This is a genomic window from Pseudoalteromonas sp. SM9913, from assembly GCF_000184065.1.
Lineage (GTDB): Bacteria > Pseudomonadota > Gammaproteobacteria > Enterobacterales > Alteromonadaceae > Pseudoalteromonas > Pseudoalteromonas tetraodonis.
This window is the reverse complement of sequence record NC_014803.1, coordinates 2,146,680-2,161,116: the sequence shown is the minus strand read 5'-3', so window position 1 is coordinate 2,161,116 and position 14,437 is coordinate 2,146,680. Positions and strand designations below refer to the sequence as shown.

At 40.6% G+C, this 14,437-nt stretch carries 19 protein-coding genes; 8 read left to right on the top strand and 11 right to left on the bottom strand.

Annotation, left to right across the window (positions count from 1 at the left end; all coding sequences use genetic code 11):
* The first annotated feature begins 135 nt into the window (after nucleotides 1-135).
* Nucleotides 136-1,020 (top strand): peptidylprolyl isomerase, encoded by an 885-nt coding sequence (locus PSM_RS09905; protein ID WP_013465372.1) that lies wholly within the window; start codon nucleotides 136-138, stop codon nucleotides 1,018-1,020.
* A gap of 43 nt (nucleotides 1,021-1,063) precedes the next feature.
* Here the strand turns inward: PSM_RS09905 and queF are convergent, their stop codons facing one another.
* Nucleotides 1,064-1,909, bottom strand: coding sequence for an NADPH-dependent 7-cyano-7-deazaguanine reductase QueF (gene queF, locus PSM_RS09900; RefSeq protein WP_013465371.1), 846 nt, complete (start codon nucleotides 1,907-1,909; stop codon nucleotides 1,064-1,066).
* 59 nt (nucleotides 1,910-1,968) lie between these two features.
* Between queF and syd the strand changes: the two genes are divergently transcribed.
* The gene (gene syd, locus PSM_RS09895) at nucleotides 1,969-2,508 is read left to right on the top strand and encodes a SecY-interacting protein (protein ID WP_013465370.1); all 540 of its coding nucleotides are present in this window, start codon (nucleotides 1,969-1,971) and stop codon (nucleotides 2,506-2,508) included.
* 56 nt (nucleotides 2,509-2,564) lie between these two features.
* Here the strand turns inward: syd and PSM_RS09890 are convergent, their stop codons facing one another.
* The 3 genes from PSM_RS09890 to PSM_RS09880 form a co-directional block, all read right to left on the bottom strand.
* Nucleotides 2,565-3,338 carry a Zn-ribbon-containing protein gene (locus PSM_RS09890; RefSeq protein WP_013465369.1) on the bottom strand — a complete coding sequence of 258 codons (774 nt, stop codon included), beginning with the start codon at nucleotides 3,336-3,338 and terminating at the stop codon, nucleotides 2,565-2,567.
* A gap of 13 nt (nucleotides 3,339-3,351) precedes the next feature.
* On the bottom strand, nucleotides 3,352-3,618 hold the full coding sequence (locus tag PSM_RS09885) for a hypothetical protein (RefSeq protein WP_013465368.1): 267 nt from the start codon (nucleotides 3,616-3,618) through the stop codon (nucleotides 3,352-3,354).
* A 97-nt stretch (nucleotides 3,619-3,715) separates the two neighbouring features.
* On the bottom strand, nucleotides 3,716-3,952 hold the full coding sequence (locus PSM_RS09880) for a DUF2789 domain-containing protein (RefSeq protein ID WP_013465367.1): 237 nt from the start codon (nucleotides 3,950-3,952) through the stop codon (nucleotides 3,716-3,718).
* Between the two features lie 295 nt (nucleotides 3,953-4,247).
* Here PSM_RS09880 and PSM_RS09875 point away from each other — a divergent pair, with 295 nt between their 5' ends.
* Nucleotides 4,248-4,904, top strand: a complete 657-nt coding sequence (locus tag PSM_RS09875; protein ID WP_013465366.1) for a GNAT family N-acetyltransferase — start codon at nucleotides 4,248-4,250, stop codon at nucleotides 4,902-4,904.
* Nucleotides 4,905-5,501: 597 nt separating this feature from the next.
* Here PSM_RS09875 and PSM_RS09870 read toward each other — a convergent pair.
* Together PSM_RS09870 and PSM_RS09865 are read right to left on the bottom strand one after the other, a co-directional pair.
* Nucleotides 5,502-5,801, bottom strand: coding sequence for a DUF3301 domain-containing protein (locus PSM_RS09870; protein ID WP_013465365.1), 300 nt, complete (start codon nucleotides 5,799-5,801; stop codon nucleotides 5,502-5,504).
* Nucleotides 5,802-6,830 carry a DUF3549 family protein gene (locus PSM_RS09865; protein ID WP_013465364.1) on the bottom strand — a complete coding sequence of 343 codons (1,029 nt, stop codon included), beginning with the start codon at nucleotides 6,828-6,830 and terminating at the stop codon, nucleotides 5,802-5,804.
* A gap of 103 nt (nucleotides 6,831-6,933) precedes the next feature.
* On the opposite strand from PSM_RS09865, the gene PSM_RS09860 reads away from it, so the two are divergent.
* The 5 genes from PSM_RS09860 to PSM_RS09840 all read left to right on the top strand — a co-directional run bounded on the left by PSM_RS09860 (nucleotide 6,934) and on the right by PSM_RS09840 (nucleotide 10,635).
* Nucleotides 6,934-7,254, top strand: coding sequence for a YqcC family protein (locus tag PSM_RS09860; protein WP_013465363.1), 321 nt, complete (start codon nucleotides 6,934-6,936; stop codon nucleotides 7,252-7,254).
* Nucleotides 7,247-8,011, top strand: coding sequence for a tRNA pseudouridine(65) synthase TruC (gene truC, locus PSM_RS09855; protein WP_013465362.1), 765 nt, complete (start codon nucleotides 7,247-7,249; stop codon nucleotides 8,009-8,011). Before PSM_RS09860 ends, truC begins: the two co-directional genes overlap by 8 nt.
* Nucleotides 8,012-8,461, top strand: a complete 450-nt coding sequence (locus PSM_RS09850; RefSeq protein WP_013465361.1) for a flavodoxin — start codon at nucleotides 8,012-8,014, stop codon at nucleotides 8,459-8,461.
* Nucleotides 8,462-8,476: 15 nt separating this feature from the next.
* Nucleotides 8,477-9,352 (top strand): NTP transferase domain-containing protein, encoded by an 876-nt coding sequence (locus tag PSM_RS09845; RefSeq protein ID WP_013465360.1) that lies wholly within the window; start codon nucleotides 8,477-8,479, stop codon nucleotides 9,350-9,352.
* A 209-nt stretch (nucleotides 9,353-9,561) separates the two neighbouring features.
* Complete coding sequence (locus tag PSM_RS09840) at nucleotides 9,562-10,635, top strand: phosphotransferase enzyme family protein (protein ID WP_013465359.1); 1,074 nt, start codon at nucleotides 9,562-9,564, stop codon at nucleotides 10,633-10,635.
* A 105-nt stretch (nucleotides 10,636-10,740) separates the two neighbouring features.
* Here the strand turns inward: PSM_RS09840 and PSM_RS09835 are convergent, their stop codons facing one another.
* From PSM_RS09835 to PSM_RS09815, 5 genes are all read right to left on the bottom strand, one after another.
* Entirely contained in the window at nucleotides 10,741-10,980 is a 240-nt protein-coding gene (locus PSM_RS09835) for an RNA recognition motif domain-containing protein (protein WP_008109433.1), read from the bottom strand.
* A 138-nt stretch (nucleotides 10,981-11,118) separates the two neighbouring features.
* On the bottom strand, nucleotides 11,119-12,084 hold the full coding sequence (lipA, locus tag PSM_RS09830) for a lipoyl synthase (protein ID WP_013465357.1): 966 nt from the start codon (nucleotides 12,082-12,084) through the stop codon (nucleotides 11,119-11,121).
* Nucleotides 12,081-12,734: a lipoyl(octanoyl) transferase LipB gene (gene lipB, locus PSM_RS09825; protein WP_013465356.1), complete on the bottom strand. Its 654-nt coding sequence runs from the start codon at nucleotides 12,732-12,734 to the stop codon at nucleotides 12,081-12,083. Before lipB ends, lipA begins: the two co-directional genes overlap by 4 nt.
* 19 nt (nucleotides 12,735-12,753) lie before the next feature.
* Nucleotides 12,754-13,032: a DUF493 family protein YbeD gene (gene ybeD, locus PSM_RS09820; protein WP_016898950.1), complete on the bottom strand. Its 279-nt coding sequence runs from the start codon at nucleotides 13,030-13,032 to the stop codon at nucleotides 12,754-12,756.
* Nucleotides 13,033-13,242: 210 nt separating this feature from the next.
* The gene (locus PSM_RS09815) at nucleotides 13,243-14,403 is read right to left on the bottom strand and encodes a serine hydrolase (protein WP_013465353.1); all 1,161 of its coding nucleotides are present in this window, start codon (nucleotides 14,401-14,403) and stop codon (nucleotides 13,243-13,245) included.
* Between the last annotated feature and the right edge of the window lie 34 nt (nucleotides 14,404-14,437).

Genomic DNA, 14,437 nt, shown 5'->3' with positions numbered 1-14,437 from the left:
TGCTGCGTTATCGCCTATTTATGGGGAATAACCACACCACATAGGCTCTGCCTTGCCTAAATACCAAACAGGCTGCTGCAAATTTAACCTTGAAAGGTCAACAGACCCTAATAGATAACAATAAAAAGGAAAGGTATGAAAAAGTGTGTAGTGACCCTTTTAGTGTCGGCCTTGTTAGGTGGGTGTGCCCAGCAAAGTACTCAATCATCAGCCTCATCGGCTAAAAAGCTAACAAGCAGTGAGATTATTGCGGCGGCTAAAGATGATGAATGGCGATGGGTCGAATCAGAGAATATTCTAAAGTTAACCCTGCCCACAGGCGCCGCATATATTGAGCTTAACCCCAAACTTGCGCCTAAACACACTGCGAATATTAAAAAACTGGCAAGACAAGGCTTTTATCAAGGTACTCACATTTACCGTTTTGTTGAAGGGTTTGTAGCTCAAGGTGGCGATAGTACGGGTAAAAAGTTAGCCAAAACTAAACATAGCACGGTGCCAGCGGAATTTTATTTAACCACCACTGAGCCACTTTCAATAACCCAGATGGGCAGTGATGGTTATGCACCCGTAACGGGGTTTTTAGGTGGCTTTGCGGTTGCACAAAACCAAGCGCATACACAAACGTGGCAAGTCCATTGTCATGGCATATTTGCAATGGCGCGCGATAACGATATAAACAGTGCCAGCAGTGAGTTTTTTGTCACCATAGGTCAAGGGCCGCGTTATTTAGACAAAAATATTACCGTGTTTGGTCGGGTGCTTAAAGGCATGGCACATTTTCATCAGCTAGCGCGAACGCCAACTGAGAATACCGAGTTTAACCCCATTACAGATCTACAAGTATTAGCGGATGTAGCAGACGATAGCAGTCAATTTAAAGTAATGAAAACAGACTCTGATTCATTCAAACAATTAATTATTGCTAGGGGTAACCGCAGCGAGGAATGGTTTGCGTACAGCCATAATTATATTGATGTGTGTGGCATGGCGGTGCCAACTAAGCAACTTAATGACTAAAAAAGGAGCCTCAGGCTCCTTTTTTGTTAAGGTAACGCGACACTTATTGTCGGTTTATTTTTACCGCAAATGGGGTTTCGTTATAATGTGTTGAGCGATATGGGTTTATATCAAGCCCACCACGGCGCGTATAACGAGCGTATACTTCAAGTTTTTTAATATGGAGTTGAGTGGTTAAGTCGCTGTAAATACGTTCCACACATTGCTCATGAAACTCATTGTGAGTTCTAAATGAAATTAAATAGCGTAATAATGACTCACGACAAACTTGCTCACCGGTATAGCGAATAATAATACTCGCCCAATCCGGTTGTGAAGTAATTAAACAGTTAGACTTAAGCAAGTGGCTATGCAAAGTTTCGGTGACTATTTTATTGCTTTGTGATTTAAGTGAATGGGCATCAATATGGTAGTTATCTATCTCAATATCTAACTCATCTATACACTCACCTGGCAGTGGTGTGCAAGGAATACAATTGTAGTCATCAGCGCTGTATAAGGTTACCTTTACAGGGCTGTTTACCGCATTGGATAAGTCGTCAATTAAATGTTGTTTAACAATTTCAATACTCCCAAAACGGCTTTGATTAAAGCTGTTTAAATAAAGCTTAAACGACTTTGATTCAATAATATGACTACTTTGACATTCGAAAGTAAACAATGCCACCGCAACTTGAGGCTTACCTTTAGTATTTAACCAAGACAGTTCGTAACCTGTCCATATGTCTTGGCCTTTAAACGGCAGCGCAGTTTCATCAATACTTAATGAATCACGATTAAGCTTGCGAGCAATAGGAAAAAGCAAGCTGGGCGTGTATTGATCGACATACTCAGTAGATTGACCAAGTACGCTGCCTTTAAGATCAGGAGAATTGCTGTAATCTGTCATGTTTGCTCTTAAATAGTTACAATGGGGGCATTATATATAAATTAAATGAGTTTCACAGTATGTCTGTTGCAATGCAATTAGCTCAACTTCACGAAAAATTTAGCCAACAAACGATTACTAATACACAAAAGCGCCCATTAATCGTCCACGATGAGCAATGGCCAAGCCCATGTGAAATAGGTAGCGCCGATGAACATGGTATGATCCAATGGCAAGCGATAGTTAGAGAGCCTTCAGGTTCATTAACCGATCTCGCTAACGCATTGGAGCTTGAGTTTCCAGAGGCGTTGAGTCAATTTTATGGTCATATGTTTGCTGGCAGTGTTGTAGCCAATATTGACGGACATCAAGTGGAATTATTACAAGCATGGAATGAAGATGATTTTGACCTACTGCAACAAAATATCACCGGTCATGTTTTAATGAAACGTAAACTCAAACAAGCGCCAAGTGTATTTATTGGGTTAACCGACCAAGACGATTTGCTTGTTACCGTATTAGTAGAAACAGGTGAGGTGTGCCTAGAGTATGTAGGTAAAAAACCACATCATGTACTTGCCAAAAACCTCAGTGAATTTATAGCATCGTTGACAGTATAATTATAAGGTAGTTTTAAGGTGTGATGTTTTTAGACATAGCACCTTAAGTGTGGGATTTATTGAAAATCCCACGAAATATTAGAGACTATACCACACGGTTCACACCTAAAATCAAACAAGCCAAACCAAGGCTCGGGTAATTTCCATTCACCATGGCAACTCGGGCATTTACGCTCAAGTTCAGAGGCTTTATCAACCCCCCCCACACGGTATAAATAATAGTAAACAGGCTTTTTAGTTAAAAAACTAATCCGTTTAGTTATATCTTTACCACGGCGGTATAAATCACTTTGGGTGCTGGCTATTTCTTCAAGCGCTGGAAATTCACAGCGTGTTGCACCATTAATTTGAATTTGATCGCACGCTTGCCAATCTTCTTGCCATTTAATTAGTGTTTTATAGTCACCATTAGCAATCGCAGGAATATTAAATAGCGGCACGGGTAAAAAGTCATCGCCACAATACAGTGGGCTACATGTATGCACATAGGTGGTATATAAAATATAGCTTGATGGCTCTTTACAGCCATCGGCACCATTGGAGTGAATATCTTGGCCGATGACCTTTACTTTGGGAGCAAGCAAACCAGCGCCATGAAGCTTTTCAACACTGTGTTTAACAAACGCACTGTTATTAAGTGGGTGCATGGCGTCTTCGGTCGGGCACATTACACGAGTAATAAAATAGCCATCTTTTAAAACCGTTGGAAATTCCTCTCCAATGATTTGGCCATTAAAGCGTAATGCATTCACTAAGCGGTTTATTGCCTGCTCGGCTTGCTCTAGGGTTGTGTCTTGGTAGCAATCAAATGTTAAATCAACAACAAACATTTATAGTCTCAAATTATTTTTGCTCTAGCAAAGCAAGTAATCGGTCAAGTTTTTGCTCAATTCTATCTAACTGAGTGTTTTTAGGATCTGAGTTACTTGCTTGCTCGGGTGTTTTCATTAAATTATAAATTGAATCGGGATTATTTTTATATTGACTCAGTGCCGCAATAATAACCGGCATAGGAAGTGGTTTTACTAAACGGCTTTTAGTTAGTGCAACAGTGGGGACTTTGCCTTCATCAAGAAGGACTTTAATAGCTTCAAATACAGCAGCATTCATTCGATTTATAACTCTTTAATAAAGTAAGCTCGCAACATGGAAGTTGCGAGCAGGTATGGTAACAATAAAGTGGCTCAGACACATTAAAATGTGCGATTTAATTATTTTGACGAAGGCGAGAGTCGAGTTCGTCAATTACCTCACTCCAATCGCCATCAACCGCCAGCGATTCAGCAATAAAGTGTTGTTGGGCTTCATCCCAAAAGGGAGCATCTTGCAATAATGTGGTATCCGAAATGGCATGCGATGCAATAAACGCATCTATTTCTGCTTCTGTATTAGGTAACCCTAATTGTGCGAACAATGTATTTATGTCGTGCTTAGTCGTATCCATAATCGTGCTCCTTAATGAATTAATACTTAATACTTATTAACTCTAGGGGGGAATGATATATCTAGCCAGTTTAACCCTTACTGAATTTACGCTTTATTTACTCAGTAGTAAGTCGCTAAAGCATGATCTGACTCAATGCAGTGGGTGAGCGTACTAACTAAAATGTAAATTCGCTTATTTGTCCCACTTAGGTATATAGTTATATGAGCATTTGGTCATCGTTGTAGTTCAAAATTAATCCCAAACAAGTTACGCGGCGTAATGACAAAGGGTATAAAATAATAAAGGAAATAAAATGACAGCCACAGCAGAATCCACAGACACGTTTAGCGTGCAACATATTGCACCAGAAGATATCAGTACCGCTGCAAGCCTTATATATCAGGCCTACCAAAATGACCCTATTTTACAAACTCTGCTAGGGTATAACGAAAAAAGCCCTCTGGACTATGAAAAAAAACTCCGTGCGCTTATTCGCGAAGAGCTCAGTAGCTTTTGGCAAGAAAAACAGCCTTTAATTGGCCTTTACCGTAACGATAAGTTAAAAGCAGTTGCTTGTGTATTTGAGTCAAGTAGCCAACTTCAAGCAGAGCGTTATTGGCATTGGCGATTAAAGTTGATGTTAAGTGCCGGTTATTTGCAAACGAATCAATTAATTGAAAAAGAAAAAACTATTCGTGATGCACTAAAGCCACAAGGCAATTACTACTTTTTAGCGTTTATAGCCGTTGACCCACATTTTCATGGTCAAGGGTTTGGCCGCCAATTACTTAAAGGCTTAGATGGTTTATTACATGACAATCCTGAGTCCTCTGGTATAGCGGTATTTGTGACTCGTGACGAACATACGCAATTTTTTAAATCACAAGGCTTTGAGCACTTTAAGCAGCTCACATTTAACCGAGTTAAAGGTGAATTACTTTTTAAAGCTGCTCTATCTGTACAAGGCTAGGTGTTTAGAATTGTGATTATGTAAGCCAATGTTCCAAATAGGGCGCACTTACGTGAGATATATCTTACATTAACGTGCGCCTTGTCAGTTTAACTCCGTATTTTATCTTCTTAAAAACATCAAGCCATTGTTATTTATAGTTATTTTTATTTTTCAATTTTATGACCGTAATTTTTTTTGTTTTCCTCACTATCATACGAAGCCGTTTGCTTTAAACTTTACTTTGTCAAGACGACATAGCCCAATGATTGAGCTACTGCCACGGATAAGGAATCAGGCAACTAAGTAGTTACTAGCAGGAAGCACAAAGGACAAGTTAACACGGATGCAGGGATTAAACAGGAAGTACACGGAGTACTAAAATAGCTGGGAGCTATTTAAAGGACACCAAGGATGATGCGATAGGAAATTGCAGGAGCGTTAGTTTACGCAGGATAGCCAAGGCGGCAAGTGGATATTGCAGGATGCAATGGAGAGTAAACACGGTAGTTTGCTCGTTCAGAGGATGATAAACAGGGAATAGGTAAAGGATACCTTACAGGATGTTTGCAATTGGGGCGTAACTGAGGTTACGCCTTAGTTTTTTGTGCTAAGAAATTATATTCTATGTGGTGGCACAACCACACTTTTTAGTTTTTCATCTTCCATGATTAATACCCCTTGGTAGGCGTTTTCACCGTCACTTGAAAACTCAAAAATAAATTCGCTTTTCATGCCCGGTTTACCACTTTTTAAAATGCCAAATCGACGCTTGTTACAAGCTACACTCATAAGTTGCACTTGCAATTGCTCGCTTTGGCGTTTGGCATGAACGTTCGCTGCTTCGGCTATTTTACGATTTAGCCAAAAAAAATAAATTACAGCACCAATAAGTATGAACGTCCATAAACTAGCCATTTAAGAGAATAACCTTCCAATTGCGCGAGCTAATGTCTCGCTTCTGTTTTCTTCACGTAATAAAGCTAATAAGTGAGGGCGAATAGTCGCAATTGCAACTAAATCTGCAAAAACGCTAGGAAATAATTCAGCTATTTTCTCATGATGCGCACAGTTATCCATAAACACATGTAAACGCTGTGGCTGTTCTAACTGTTTGAAGCAGCGACCAGCAATGGTCAACAAAATATCAGAATCCTGCCCTAAAGGTGAGTTAAGCGCGCAGTCAACAAGTTGTGCGCTAAGCCCTGCTGCTTGCCCTGATGATATTGCACGCAGCGCGGCAGAGGCCGCAACAACATCATTATTACTAAGGGCGGTTTGCCCATAACTTAACAATAACTCACTTAACGAGGGCGGTATTTCGATGTGTTCAAGCATTGCACTTAATGGCTGTAATACTTCAACTGGTAATTTAGGCCACGCTGCTTGTAAGTGCTTTAAGTTATCAGCACTATGAAGACGATAAGCAAAATCGGCAATGCCTTGTAACGCGACATTTTGCCAATTATCAAAGCCAATTTGGCCACTAAAGTAGAGTTGGGCGTGCTCGTAGTATTGCGACGCTGGTTGCTTTAGCAACACTTTAACTTGTGCATTAAACGCCGCTAATTTATTCGCGTTCGGAGTAAATACATAAGGGTTGTTATCGAGTGTGCCATCGGCTTGCTCGCCGGTAATTTCTGTTCCTAGTGCCTGAATAACCATATCTGCAAAGTGATCACGGCTCGCGCTTACTAACTTACTTTGCTCATCAAGTGGGAATTTTAAGAACCACACATAGGGTTCTTTACTGGCTTTGCTATCCCAAAACTGAATCGCTAACCATGCATGACCTGCTAATGGGTAAGGATAAGGAATTTGCGCTTGTTCAACGGCTAAAAATTGTTGTTTATCAAGCTTGGTAATGTGCCTGCCAATATCAAAAGCACGCCATTGAGTGCCTGCACCATCTAAAAGCTGGCCTAACGTAGCTATATGTTCACTCATGGATTTCCAACTGTTTTTACTACAAAATTACCTTAATTATACGCCATAGCGACTGTTGTGGGAACAGGGTATAATTGCATAATACACAGACCAAAGGGTGATTATGTACCAGCAAACCCACATATATTTACAGCAATTAGCGGCGCTACTTAAAAAGCATCAACTGTGGCAGGTTGAGCCACTGAATCCCGATTTATTAGATTCTAGCGTACCGTTTTGTCACGATACACTGGCATTTGAACAATGGTTGCAGTTTGTATTTATTGAAAAGTTACAGCGGCTAATTGACAACAAGCAGCCGTTACCGCGCAATTTTGCAGTCGCCCCGATGGCGCAAATGACACTCACTGATAAATCAGGCAGCGAAGACATTATCGCTTTACTGACCCAATTAGATTCATATTTAGGAGAGCCTAATGAGTGAGCGCCCAGAGCCTATTGAATACGGCGAACTGTCGATTCTTTATCAAGATGAAAATTATGTAGCAATAGATAAACCCTCTGGGCTACTTGTTCATCGCTCATTTTTAGATAAACATGAAACTCAATTTGCAATGCAAATGCTGCGCGATCAAATAGGGCAACATGTGTTTCCTGTTCACCGTCTTGATAGGCCTACTTCGGGTGTATTACTGTTTGCATTAAGCTCAGAGGCGGCGCGTGATATGAATCAATTATTTATTGAGGGCACAATAACAAAACGTTATTTAGCGTTGGTACGCGGGTTTGCGCCTGAATCTGTTTTTTTAGATAAACCGTTAAAAGAAGAACTCGACAAAATAGCCGATAAGTTTGCTGATCAAGACAAAGCCGCGCAAGAAGCACAAACACAATTTAATTGTTTGCATCAAGCTGCGCTGCCTATCCCAATAGGAAAATACCCAACGGTTCGTTATTCTTTGGTAGAGTGTTTTCCTAAAACGGGTCGCAAACATCAAATACGCCGGCATTTAAAGCACTTGTCTTTACCTATTATTGGTGATGTAAATCATGGCGATAACCAGCATAATCAGTTTTTTAGGGAGCATTTTTCGCTTCGCCGTCTAATGTTGTTTGCATCAGAGCTTAGCTTTGTGCACCCTTATAATAATGAACCCATAACAATTAAAGCGCCGCTGGGTGATGCAATGTTAAACATTTGCAAACAGCTGGGGTGGCCAGAACAAGAAGAGGATTATTAAATGGCACATATTAGTATTTTTGTTGGCAGCGTGTATGGCGGTGCAGAGCGATTAAGTGAGCAAGTTAGCGACACGCTAGAGCAAGCTGGTCATCAGGTTAGTGTCTTCGAGCAGCCTACTTTAGATGATATAAAAAATGCTTCGCATATTTTAATTGTTACCTCGACCACTGGGCAAGGCGATATTCCTGATAATTTAGCGGATCTTTATCATCAATTAAATAGTACTTTTCCAATGCTAACAGACAAGCCTTTTGGTATTGTTGCCATGGGTGATAGAAGTTACGGTGATACGTTTTGTGGGGCAGGGCGCAGCTTTGATGAGCTACTACGTGATTTACAAGCTAAACCTGTTGGTAACCGACTAGAAATCGATGCCTGTGAAGACTTTGAGCCATGGCCGGTAACTGAGCCTTGGTTGCAAGCTTGGCTTGGTAAATTACCCTCATAAATGCGCAGACTCTAAATGAAAAAACATAAACTGAGTTTGGTTGTGCTTGCGGGTGGCTTAGGTAGTCGCTTTGGTGGCAATAAACAAATAGCAGCAATCCCTGGGCTAAATTGCACGATTATGGAGTTAAGCATTACTGATGCGTATCGCGCCGGTGTGACACAGGTTGTACTGATCATCAATCAAGCCGTTCGCAGTGAGATAGAACACACTATTTTACCTCGCTTACCTAAAGCCCTTGACGTGGTATTAGTAGAGCAACATAACGCGCTTGTTCCTGATGCATACAAAGCACTATCACAGCAACGTATAAAACCATGGGGCACAGGGCATGCGTTACTGTGTGCCAAAGCATATATTAACAACCCTGCAATTGTTATTACCGCAGATGACTATTATGGTGCGTCTTCATTTTTATTGCTTAGTGAGCATTTTAAAAATAGCCCCGAATGGGCAATGGTGGGGTACCCGATTATCAATACCCTCTCTGAGCACGGTGGGGTTAATCGCGGGGTATGTAGCATTGCTGATGGAAAGCTTGTTGCAGTGACGGAATATTTAAATATTCAAAAAGAATCTGCACATATTGTTGGAAATAATCCGCAGGGCTTGCGTGAAAAAATTAGCCGAGATGCGCTAGGATCTATGAGTTTTTGGGGGATCACGCCGTGCTTTTTTGATTATTTGCAACAAGGTTTTGAGACGTTTTTACAGCAATATAACGCTAATACTCAGCAAGAGTATTACTTACCTGATCAAATCCAGCAAGCGATTAATGTAAAAGCACAGCCTGTATTTGTATACACTGCAAAAGAGCCTTGGTTTGGTGTTACCTATAAATCAGAACTGACAAGCATTGCGGCTACTTTGTGCGCATTGCGTCAAGCGTAAAGGTGTTAATACCAATTTTATTAAAAATATGATCAATCTAGCGTATTAAATAACCCGCTTCCTGCGTTAAAAATTATTTATATAGAACAACTATGTATCATAATTTTCGCCTTGCTATCGCGTTATTTCCTTGTCGCTGTAATCGTTCACTAATTTAATGCAATTGATATAAATTATTGTCGCCTTGGGCGAAAAGAGTGAAGTAGAAAATGAATTCAATTCCTATAGAAGTTTACTTATCTGAGAGTTTTGGCCTTGACGATAAGCATGCGAGTATAAAACCCATTGGTAGTGGGCATATCAATACTACCATGTTATTGAGCACACCTAAGCGGTCATTGGTTGTACAAAAGCTCAATACGGTGGTATTCCCAAAACCACAGTTACTTGTTGATAATGCAAGATTAATAGAACAACACTTAAGCAAAAAGCAGCAAGTCGGTGAGTTCAACTTAGCAATTGTGCGGCATGTAGCAACAACTCAGCATGACTATTTAGTAAATAATAATAACGATACTTGGCGAGCCCTTGAGTTTATTGGTGGCAGTTACAGCGAAGATGTGGTTAATACTGTTAGCCAAGCGCAAACCGCGGCTAATGCATTTGGCCAATTTGCTGCAGCATTAGAGGATTTTGACGCTAACAAATTACATGCAGTTATCCCTAACTTTCATAACTTAGCCATGCGTGCAGAGGTTTTTAAGCAAGTTATTAACGCCGATCCTCATAAACGTGTAGCTCATTGTCAGGAGGAGGTTGATTTTTGCTTGTCGCAGTTCTCACTCATTGATGAGCTCAATGCATTAGCTGGAAAAGTCCCTATTCGCGTGTGTCATAACGATACTAAAATAAACAACATGCTATTTTGTTCAGATTCAAATGATGCAAAAGCGGTGATTGATTTAGACACCTGTATGCCAGGTTATTGGCTTAATGACTTTGGCGATATGGTCAGAACATTCTGCTCTGCAGAGCAAGAAGATTCAACAGCGCTTGAAAAAGTAGGTGTTCGTGAAGACATTTTTGCAGCAATTGTTAAAGGTTACGTTGAACCATTAAAGTCAGTATTAACGGCCGCAGAAAAACAAAGCTTTTGGTTAGGTGCTAAAGTAATGCCTTTTATGATTGGCTTACGCTTTTTAACCGACTATATAGACGGCGATAATTACTTTAGTGTTAAATATGAGAGACACAATTTAGATCGCGCAAAAAATCAATTTGCGTTGTACAGGGATATAGTAAGTAAGCAGCAGGTATTAAAGGCGATGTTAACTCAGATATAAGCCCAATTGGTTATATTGCTCAAAGTGTTAAAGCTAAGCTTTGAGCAATATAAAGCGAGGTTAAACGCTGAAAATACGTATAAACTTCCAACCCCTCAATCGTTATTAAGCATCGGCTAGTTTTACGCGGATTTTGCTTTTATCAACGGTTGTTTGATTAAGGGCTTTAATAGCGCCTTTAACTTCAATGTCGTTTGGCATTTCTACAAAAGCAAAACCTTTTGATTGGCCAGTTTCTTTATCGAGTACTAAGTTACAGGTGGTCACTTTACCGTGCGCTGTAAATAAAGTACGAAGCTCATGCTCAGTGGTAGCACGAGATAAGTTGCGAACTAATAGTTTCATAATGAACCTAATTAAGGGTATCAGCGGTAATTATCTCAAGTAACCCCGCTTTAGCCTAACTTTATTTTACATTTGCTGAAAATAACACCCATAAACAAAAAAAGCTGCTCGTTGGCAGCTTTTTGTTAATCAGCAGGCTTATTTTACTTCTTTACCCGCTGCTTGTTGATCTGCGTGATAGCTTGAGCGTACAAACGGGCCAGAAGCCGCGTGTGTAAAGCCAATTTCATCAGCATACTCTTTTAGTGCATCAAACTCAGCAGGCGGCACGTAGCGTTTTACTGGTAAGTGATGCTTAGAGGGTTGTAGGTATTGGCCTACGGTTAGCATATCAACGTTGTGCTCACGTAAATCACGCAGTACTTCTTCAATTTCGCTAATTTCTTCACCTAAACCAACCATTAACCCCGATTTAGTTTTAACCTCAGGGTGTGCTTCTTTAAAGCGACGTAATAATTCAAGTGACCACTTGTAATCAGCACCTGGACGCGCCAATTTGTACAAACGTGGTGCTGTTTCTAGGTTGTGGTTAAATACATCTGGCGGCGTTTCAATTAATATTTCCAACGCTCTGTCCATACGACCACGAAAATCAGGGACTAATATCTCAATGGTGATTTCTGGATTGTGCTTGCGAATTTCACGGATACAATCGGCAAAGTGCTGAGCGCCACCGTCACGTAAATCATCACGGTCTACCGAAGTGATCACTACGTAGCTTAGCTTCATGTCTTTAATGGTCAGTGCAAGCTTTTCAGGCTCTGCTGCATCGGGCTTTAATGGACGGCCATGTGCTACATCACAAAATGGGCAACGACGTGTACAAATAGCCCCTAAAATCATAAAGGTCGCCGTACCGTGGTTAAAACATTCTGATAAGTTAGGGCACGAGGCTTCTTCACATACAGAGTGAAGGCCATGCTTGCGCATTGCTTGTTTTATGCCGTCAATCCGCTCGGTTGACTTAGGTAAGCGGATTTTAAGCCACTCTGGCTTACGGAGCATTTCGGTTTTTTCAGTTGGTAAAACTTTAACGGGGATCAACGCCATTTTTTCTGCGTCGCGTAGTTTTACACCTGGTTCCATTTTGACTGGTTTATTCATTCGTTTTCAAACCCTTCAGTATGCTTAACCTGTGTTGCATTAAGCTTTTTGATCATGTGTTTTACCAGCCCTTGACCTGCAGCTTCAAGGTTTTGAGGGCCATTTAATTCTTTAGTTTGCACCATATTCATGCCCGCATAACCACAAGGGTTAATGCGTAAAAATGGACTTAGGTCCATGTTAACATTTAATGCTAAACCATGAAATGAGCAGCCACGACGAACTCTTAGGCCTAAAGAGGCAATTTTGCTGTCGTTCACGTAAACACCGGGTGCATCGGCTTTTGCGTATGCATCAATACCGTACTCAGCAAGGGATTCAATAATACATTCCTCAAGCCATGTTACTAGCTCTCGTACGCCAATCTTTAAACGACGTAAGTTAAATAATACATACATCATTTGCTGACCTGGGCCGTGGTAAGTTACTTGTCCGCCACGATCCACTTTAATCACTTCAATGTCACCTGGGGCGAGCAAGTGCTCATCTTTACCGGCTTGGCCTTGGGTAAATACACTTTCGTGCTCTACCAGCCAAATTTCATCTGGGGTATTTTCATCACGGGTGTCGGTAAACTCTTGCATTTTTTGCCAAATCGGCATGTAACGCTGACGACCCAGTTGGCGTACGATTAGGGTGTTTTCGCTCACAACAAATCTCAACTATGGATTAAAGCATATGGCGTACGTCATCGATGTTGCTGATCACGTTGTAAATTTCTTCAATGTGTTTGCCGCTTGTTACAGTAGCTACTAGCGTTACAGACTCGTAATTACCTTTACTGCTTGGTTTTACTTTTGGCGCATAATCACCTGGAGCAATAGGTTGTAATTTAGCTAAAATTTGATCAGTTAAGTTTACATTAGCTAGACCCATAATTTTAAATGTAAATGGGCAAGGGTACTCTAAGTACTCATCAAATTTAGTGTCTTTAACAGGTTCAACCACGACGGGAACTCCTCAAACAAAAAGTGTTGGCTTTGCTAAAACGCGAAGCTTAAAACTGACAGGCTAATGGCAATCTTGAAATGATGCTATTGTTGACCCAAGCCAATGATAGTCATTCAATACGATTGGTATATATGGGGCGCATTCTAGCACTTTTCAAGCAAAAAAAAACGCCTCACAGTGGAGGCGTTCATATTACTTTACTCGCAATTACATAATCTGTAAGCGTAAGTAGTCATATATTTTACTAAAGAAGCTACCTTCTTGTATTTCTTCAAGTGTAACTAGCGGATATTGTGCAATATCTTCGCCTTCAAGCTGTAAAAATAAAGTACCTACTTTTGTGCCTTTAGCTAAAGGTGCCTCAAGGGTATCGTCTAGCTCAAAGTTTGCTTTAAGGTTTTTATGCTGACCACGAGGAATAGTAATAGGTGTATCTTCTAAAATTCCTAAAGAAACATTCTCTTTATTGCCCATCCAAACACGTTGCTCAGCAAAGCTGTCGCCGGCTTTATACGGGGTAATTGTTTCAAAAAAGCGAAAACCGTAGTTTAGTAGTTTTTTACTTTCTACTTTACGCGCGCGCTCACTTGAGGTGCCCATTACAACGGCAATTAAACGCATGTCGTTTTTTGTTGCAGAGGTGACTAAGCTGTAACCCGCCTCAGACGTGTGACCTGTTTTAATACCATCTACATCTAAGCTTTCATCCCATAACAACGAGTTGCGGTTATATTGCTTTATACCATTAAAAGTAAAAGACTTTTGTTTATATAGAGCGTATTCATCAGGCACATCTCTGATAAGTGCAGCCCCTAATGTTGCCATGTCGCGTGGCGTTGTATAATGCGCATCAGTATCAAGGCCATGGCTATTAACAAAATGCGTATTAGTCATGCCTATTTTTTCGGCGTGAGCATTCATTAAATCTGCAAACGCGCTTTCGCTACCAGCAATATGCTCTGCCATAGCAACACATGCATCATTTCCTGATTGAATAATAATGCCATGGTTAAGATCATCGACACTAACTTGTTTACCGACTTCAATAAACATTTTTGATGATTCAGGGAAGTTTTTTGCCCACGCTTTTTCACTAACAGTAACCATATCGGTAGGCGCAATATTACCAGCATTAATTTCGGTACCAATTACATAACTGGTCATCATTTTAGTTAAGCTGGCCGGTGCGAGTTTGGTATCAGCCTCGCCTTCTGCAATAACTTTACCTGTGGTGAAGTCCACCAAAAAGTAACCTTTTGCATTAACTTGAGGAGGCGCTGGAATAATTTGGGCGGTGGCTGAAAAGACGGCGGCAGAACAGACTAAGCCGCAAACACCAGTAAGAATTTTATGTTTAATAGATTTCATCATACTCATTAATGGTTAAAGTTAAAAATATGCG

Excerpts from the sequence above, each read along its gene's own strand:
- PSM_RS09905 (WP_013465372.1), top strand. The coding sequence starts at position 136 with ATGAAAAAGTGTGTAGTGACCCTTTTAGTGTCGGCCTTGTTAGGTGGG.
- queF (WP_013465371.1), bottom strand. The coding sequence starts at position 1,909 with ATGACAGATTACAGCAATTCTCCTGATCTTAAAGGCAGCGTACTTGGT.
- syd (WP_013465370.1), top strand. The coding sequence starts at position 1,969 with ATGTCTGTTGCAATGCAATTAGCTCAACTTCACGAAAAATTTAGCCAA.
- PSM_RS09890 (WP_013465369.1), bottom strand. The coding sequence starts at position 3,338 with ATGTTTGTTGTTGATTTAACATTTGATTGCTACCAAGACACAACCCTA.
- PSM_RS09885 (WP_013465368.1), bottom strand. The coding sequence starts at position 3,618 with ATGAATGCTGCTGTATTTGAAGCTATTAAAGTCCTTCTTGATGAAGGC.
- PSM_RS09880 (WP_013465367.1), bottom strand. The coding sequence starts at position 3,952 with ATGGATACGACTAAGCACGACATAAATACATTGTTCGCACAATTAGGG.
- PSM_RS09875 (WP_013465366.1), top strand. The coding sequence starts at position 4,248 with ATGACAGCCACAGCAGAATCCACAGACACGTTTAGCGTGCAACATATT.
- PSM_RS09870 (WP_013465365.1), bottom strand. The coding sequence starts at position 5,801 with ATGGCTAGTTTATGGACGTTCATACTTATTGGTGCTGTAATTTATTTT.
- PSM_RS09865 (WP_013465364.1), bottom strand. The coding sequence starts at position 6,830 with ATGAGTGAACATATAGCTACGTTAGGCCAGCTTTTAGATGGTGCAGGC.
- PSM_RS09860 (WP_013465363.1), top strand. The coding sequence starts at position 6,934 with ATGTACCAGCAAACCCACATATATTTACAGCAATTAGCGGCGCTACTT.
- truC (WP_013465362.1), top strand. The coding sequence starts at position 7,247 with ATGAGTGAGCGCCCAGAGCCTATTGAATACGGCGAACTGTCGATTCTT.
- PSM_RS09850 (WP_013465361.1), top strand. The coding sequence starts at position 8,012 with ATGGCACATATTAGTATTTTTGTTGGCAGCGTGTATGGCGGTGCAGAG.
- PSM_RS09845 (WP_013465360.1), top strand. The coding sequence starts at position 8,477 with ATGAAAAAACATAAACTGAGTTTGGTTGTGCTTGCGGGTGGCTTAGGT.
- PSM_RS09840 (WP_013465359.1), top strand. The coding sequence starts at position 9,562 with ATGAATTCAATTCCTATAGAAGTTTACTTATCTGAGAGTTTTGGCCTT.
- PSM_RS09835 (WP_008109433.1), bottom strand. The coding sequence starts at position 10,980 with ATGAAACTATTAGTTCGCAACTTATCTCGTGCTACCACTGAGCATGAG.
- lipA (WP_013465357.1), bottom strand. The coding sequence starts at position 12,084 with ATGAATAAACCAGTCAAAATGGAACCAGGTGTAAAACTACGCGACGCA.
- PSM_RS09815 (WP_013465353.1), bottom strand. The coding sequence starts at position 14,403 with ATGAAATCTATTAAACATAAAATTCTTACTGGTGTTTGCGGCTTAGTC.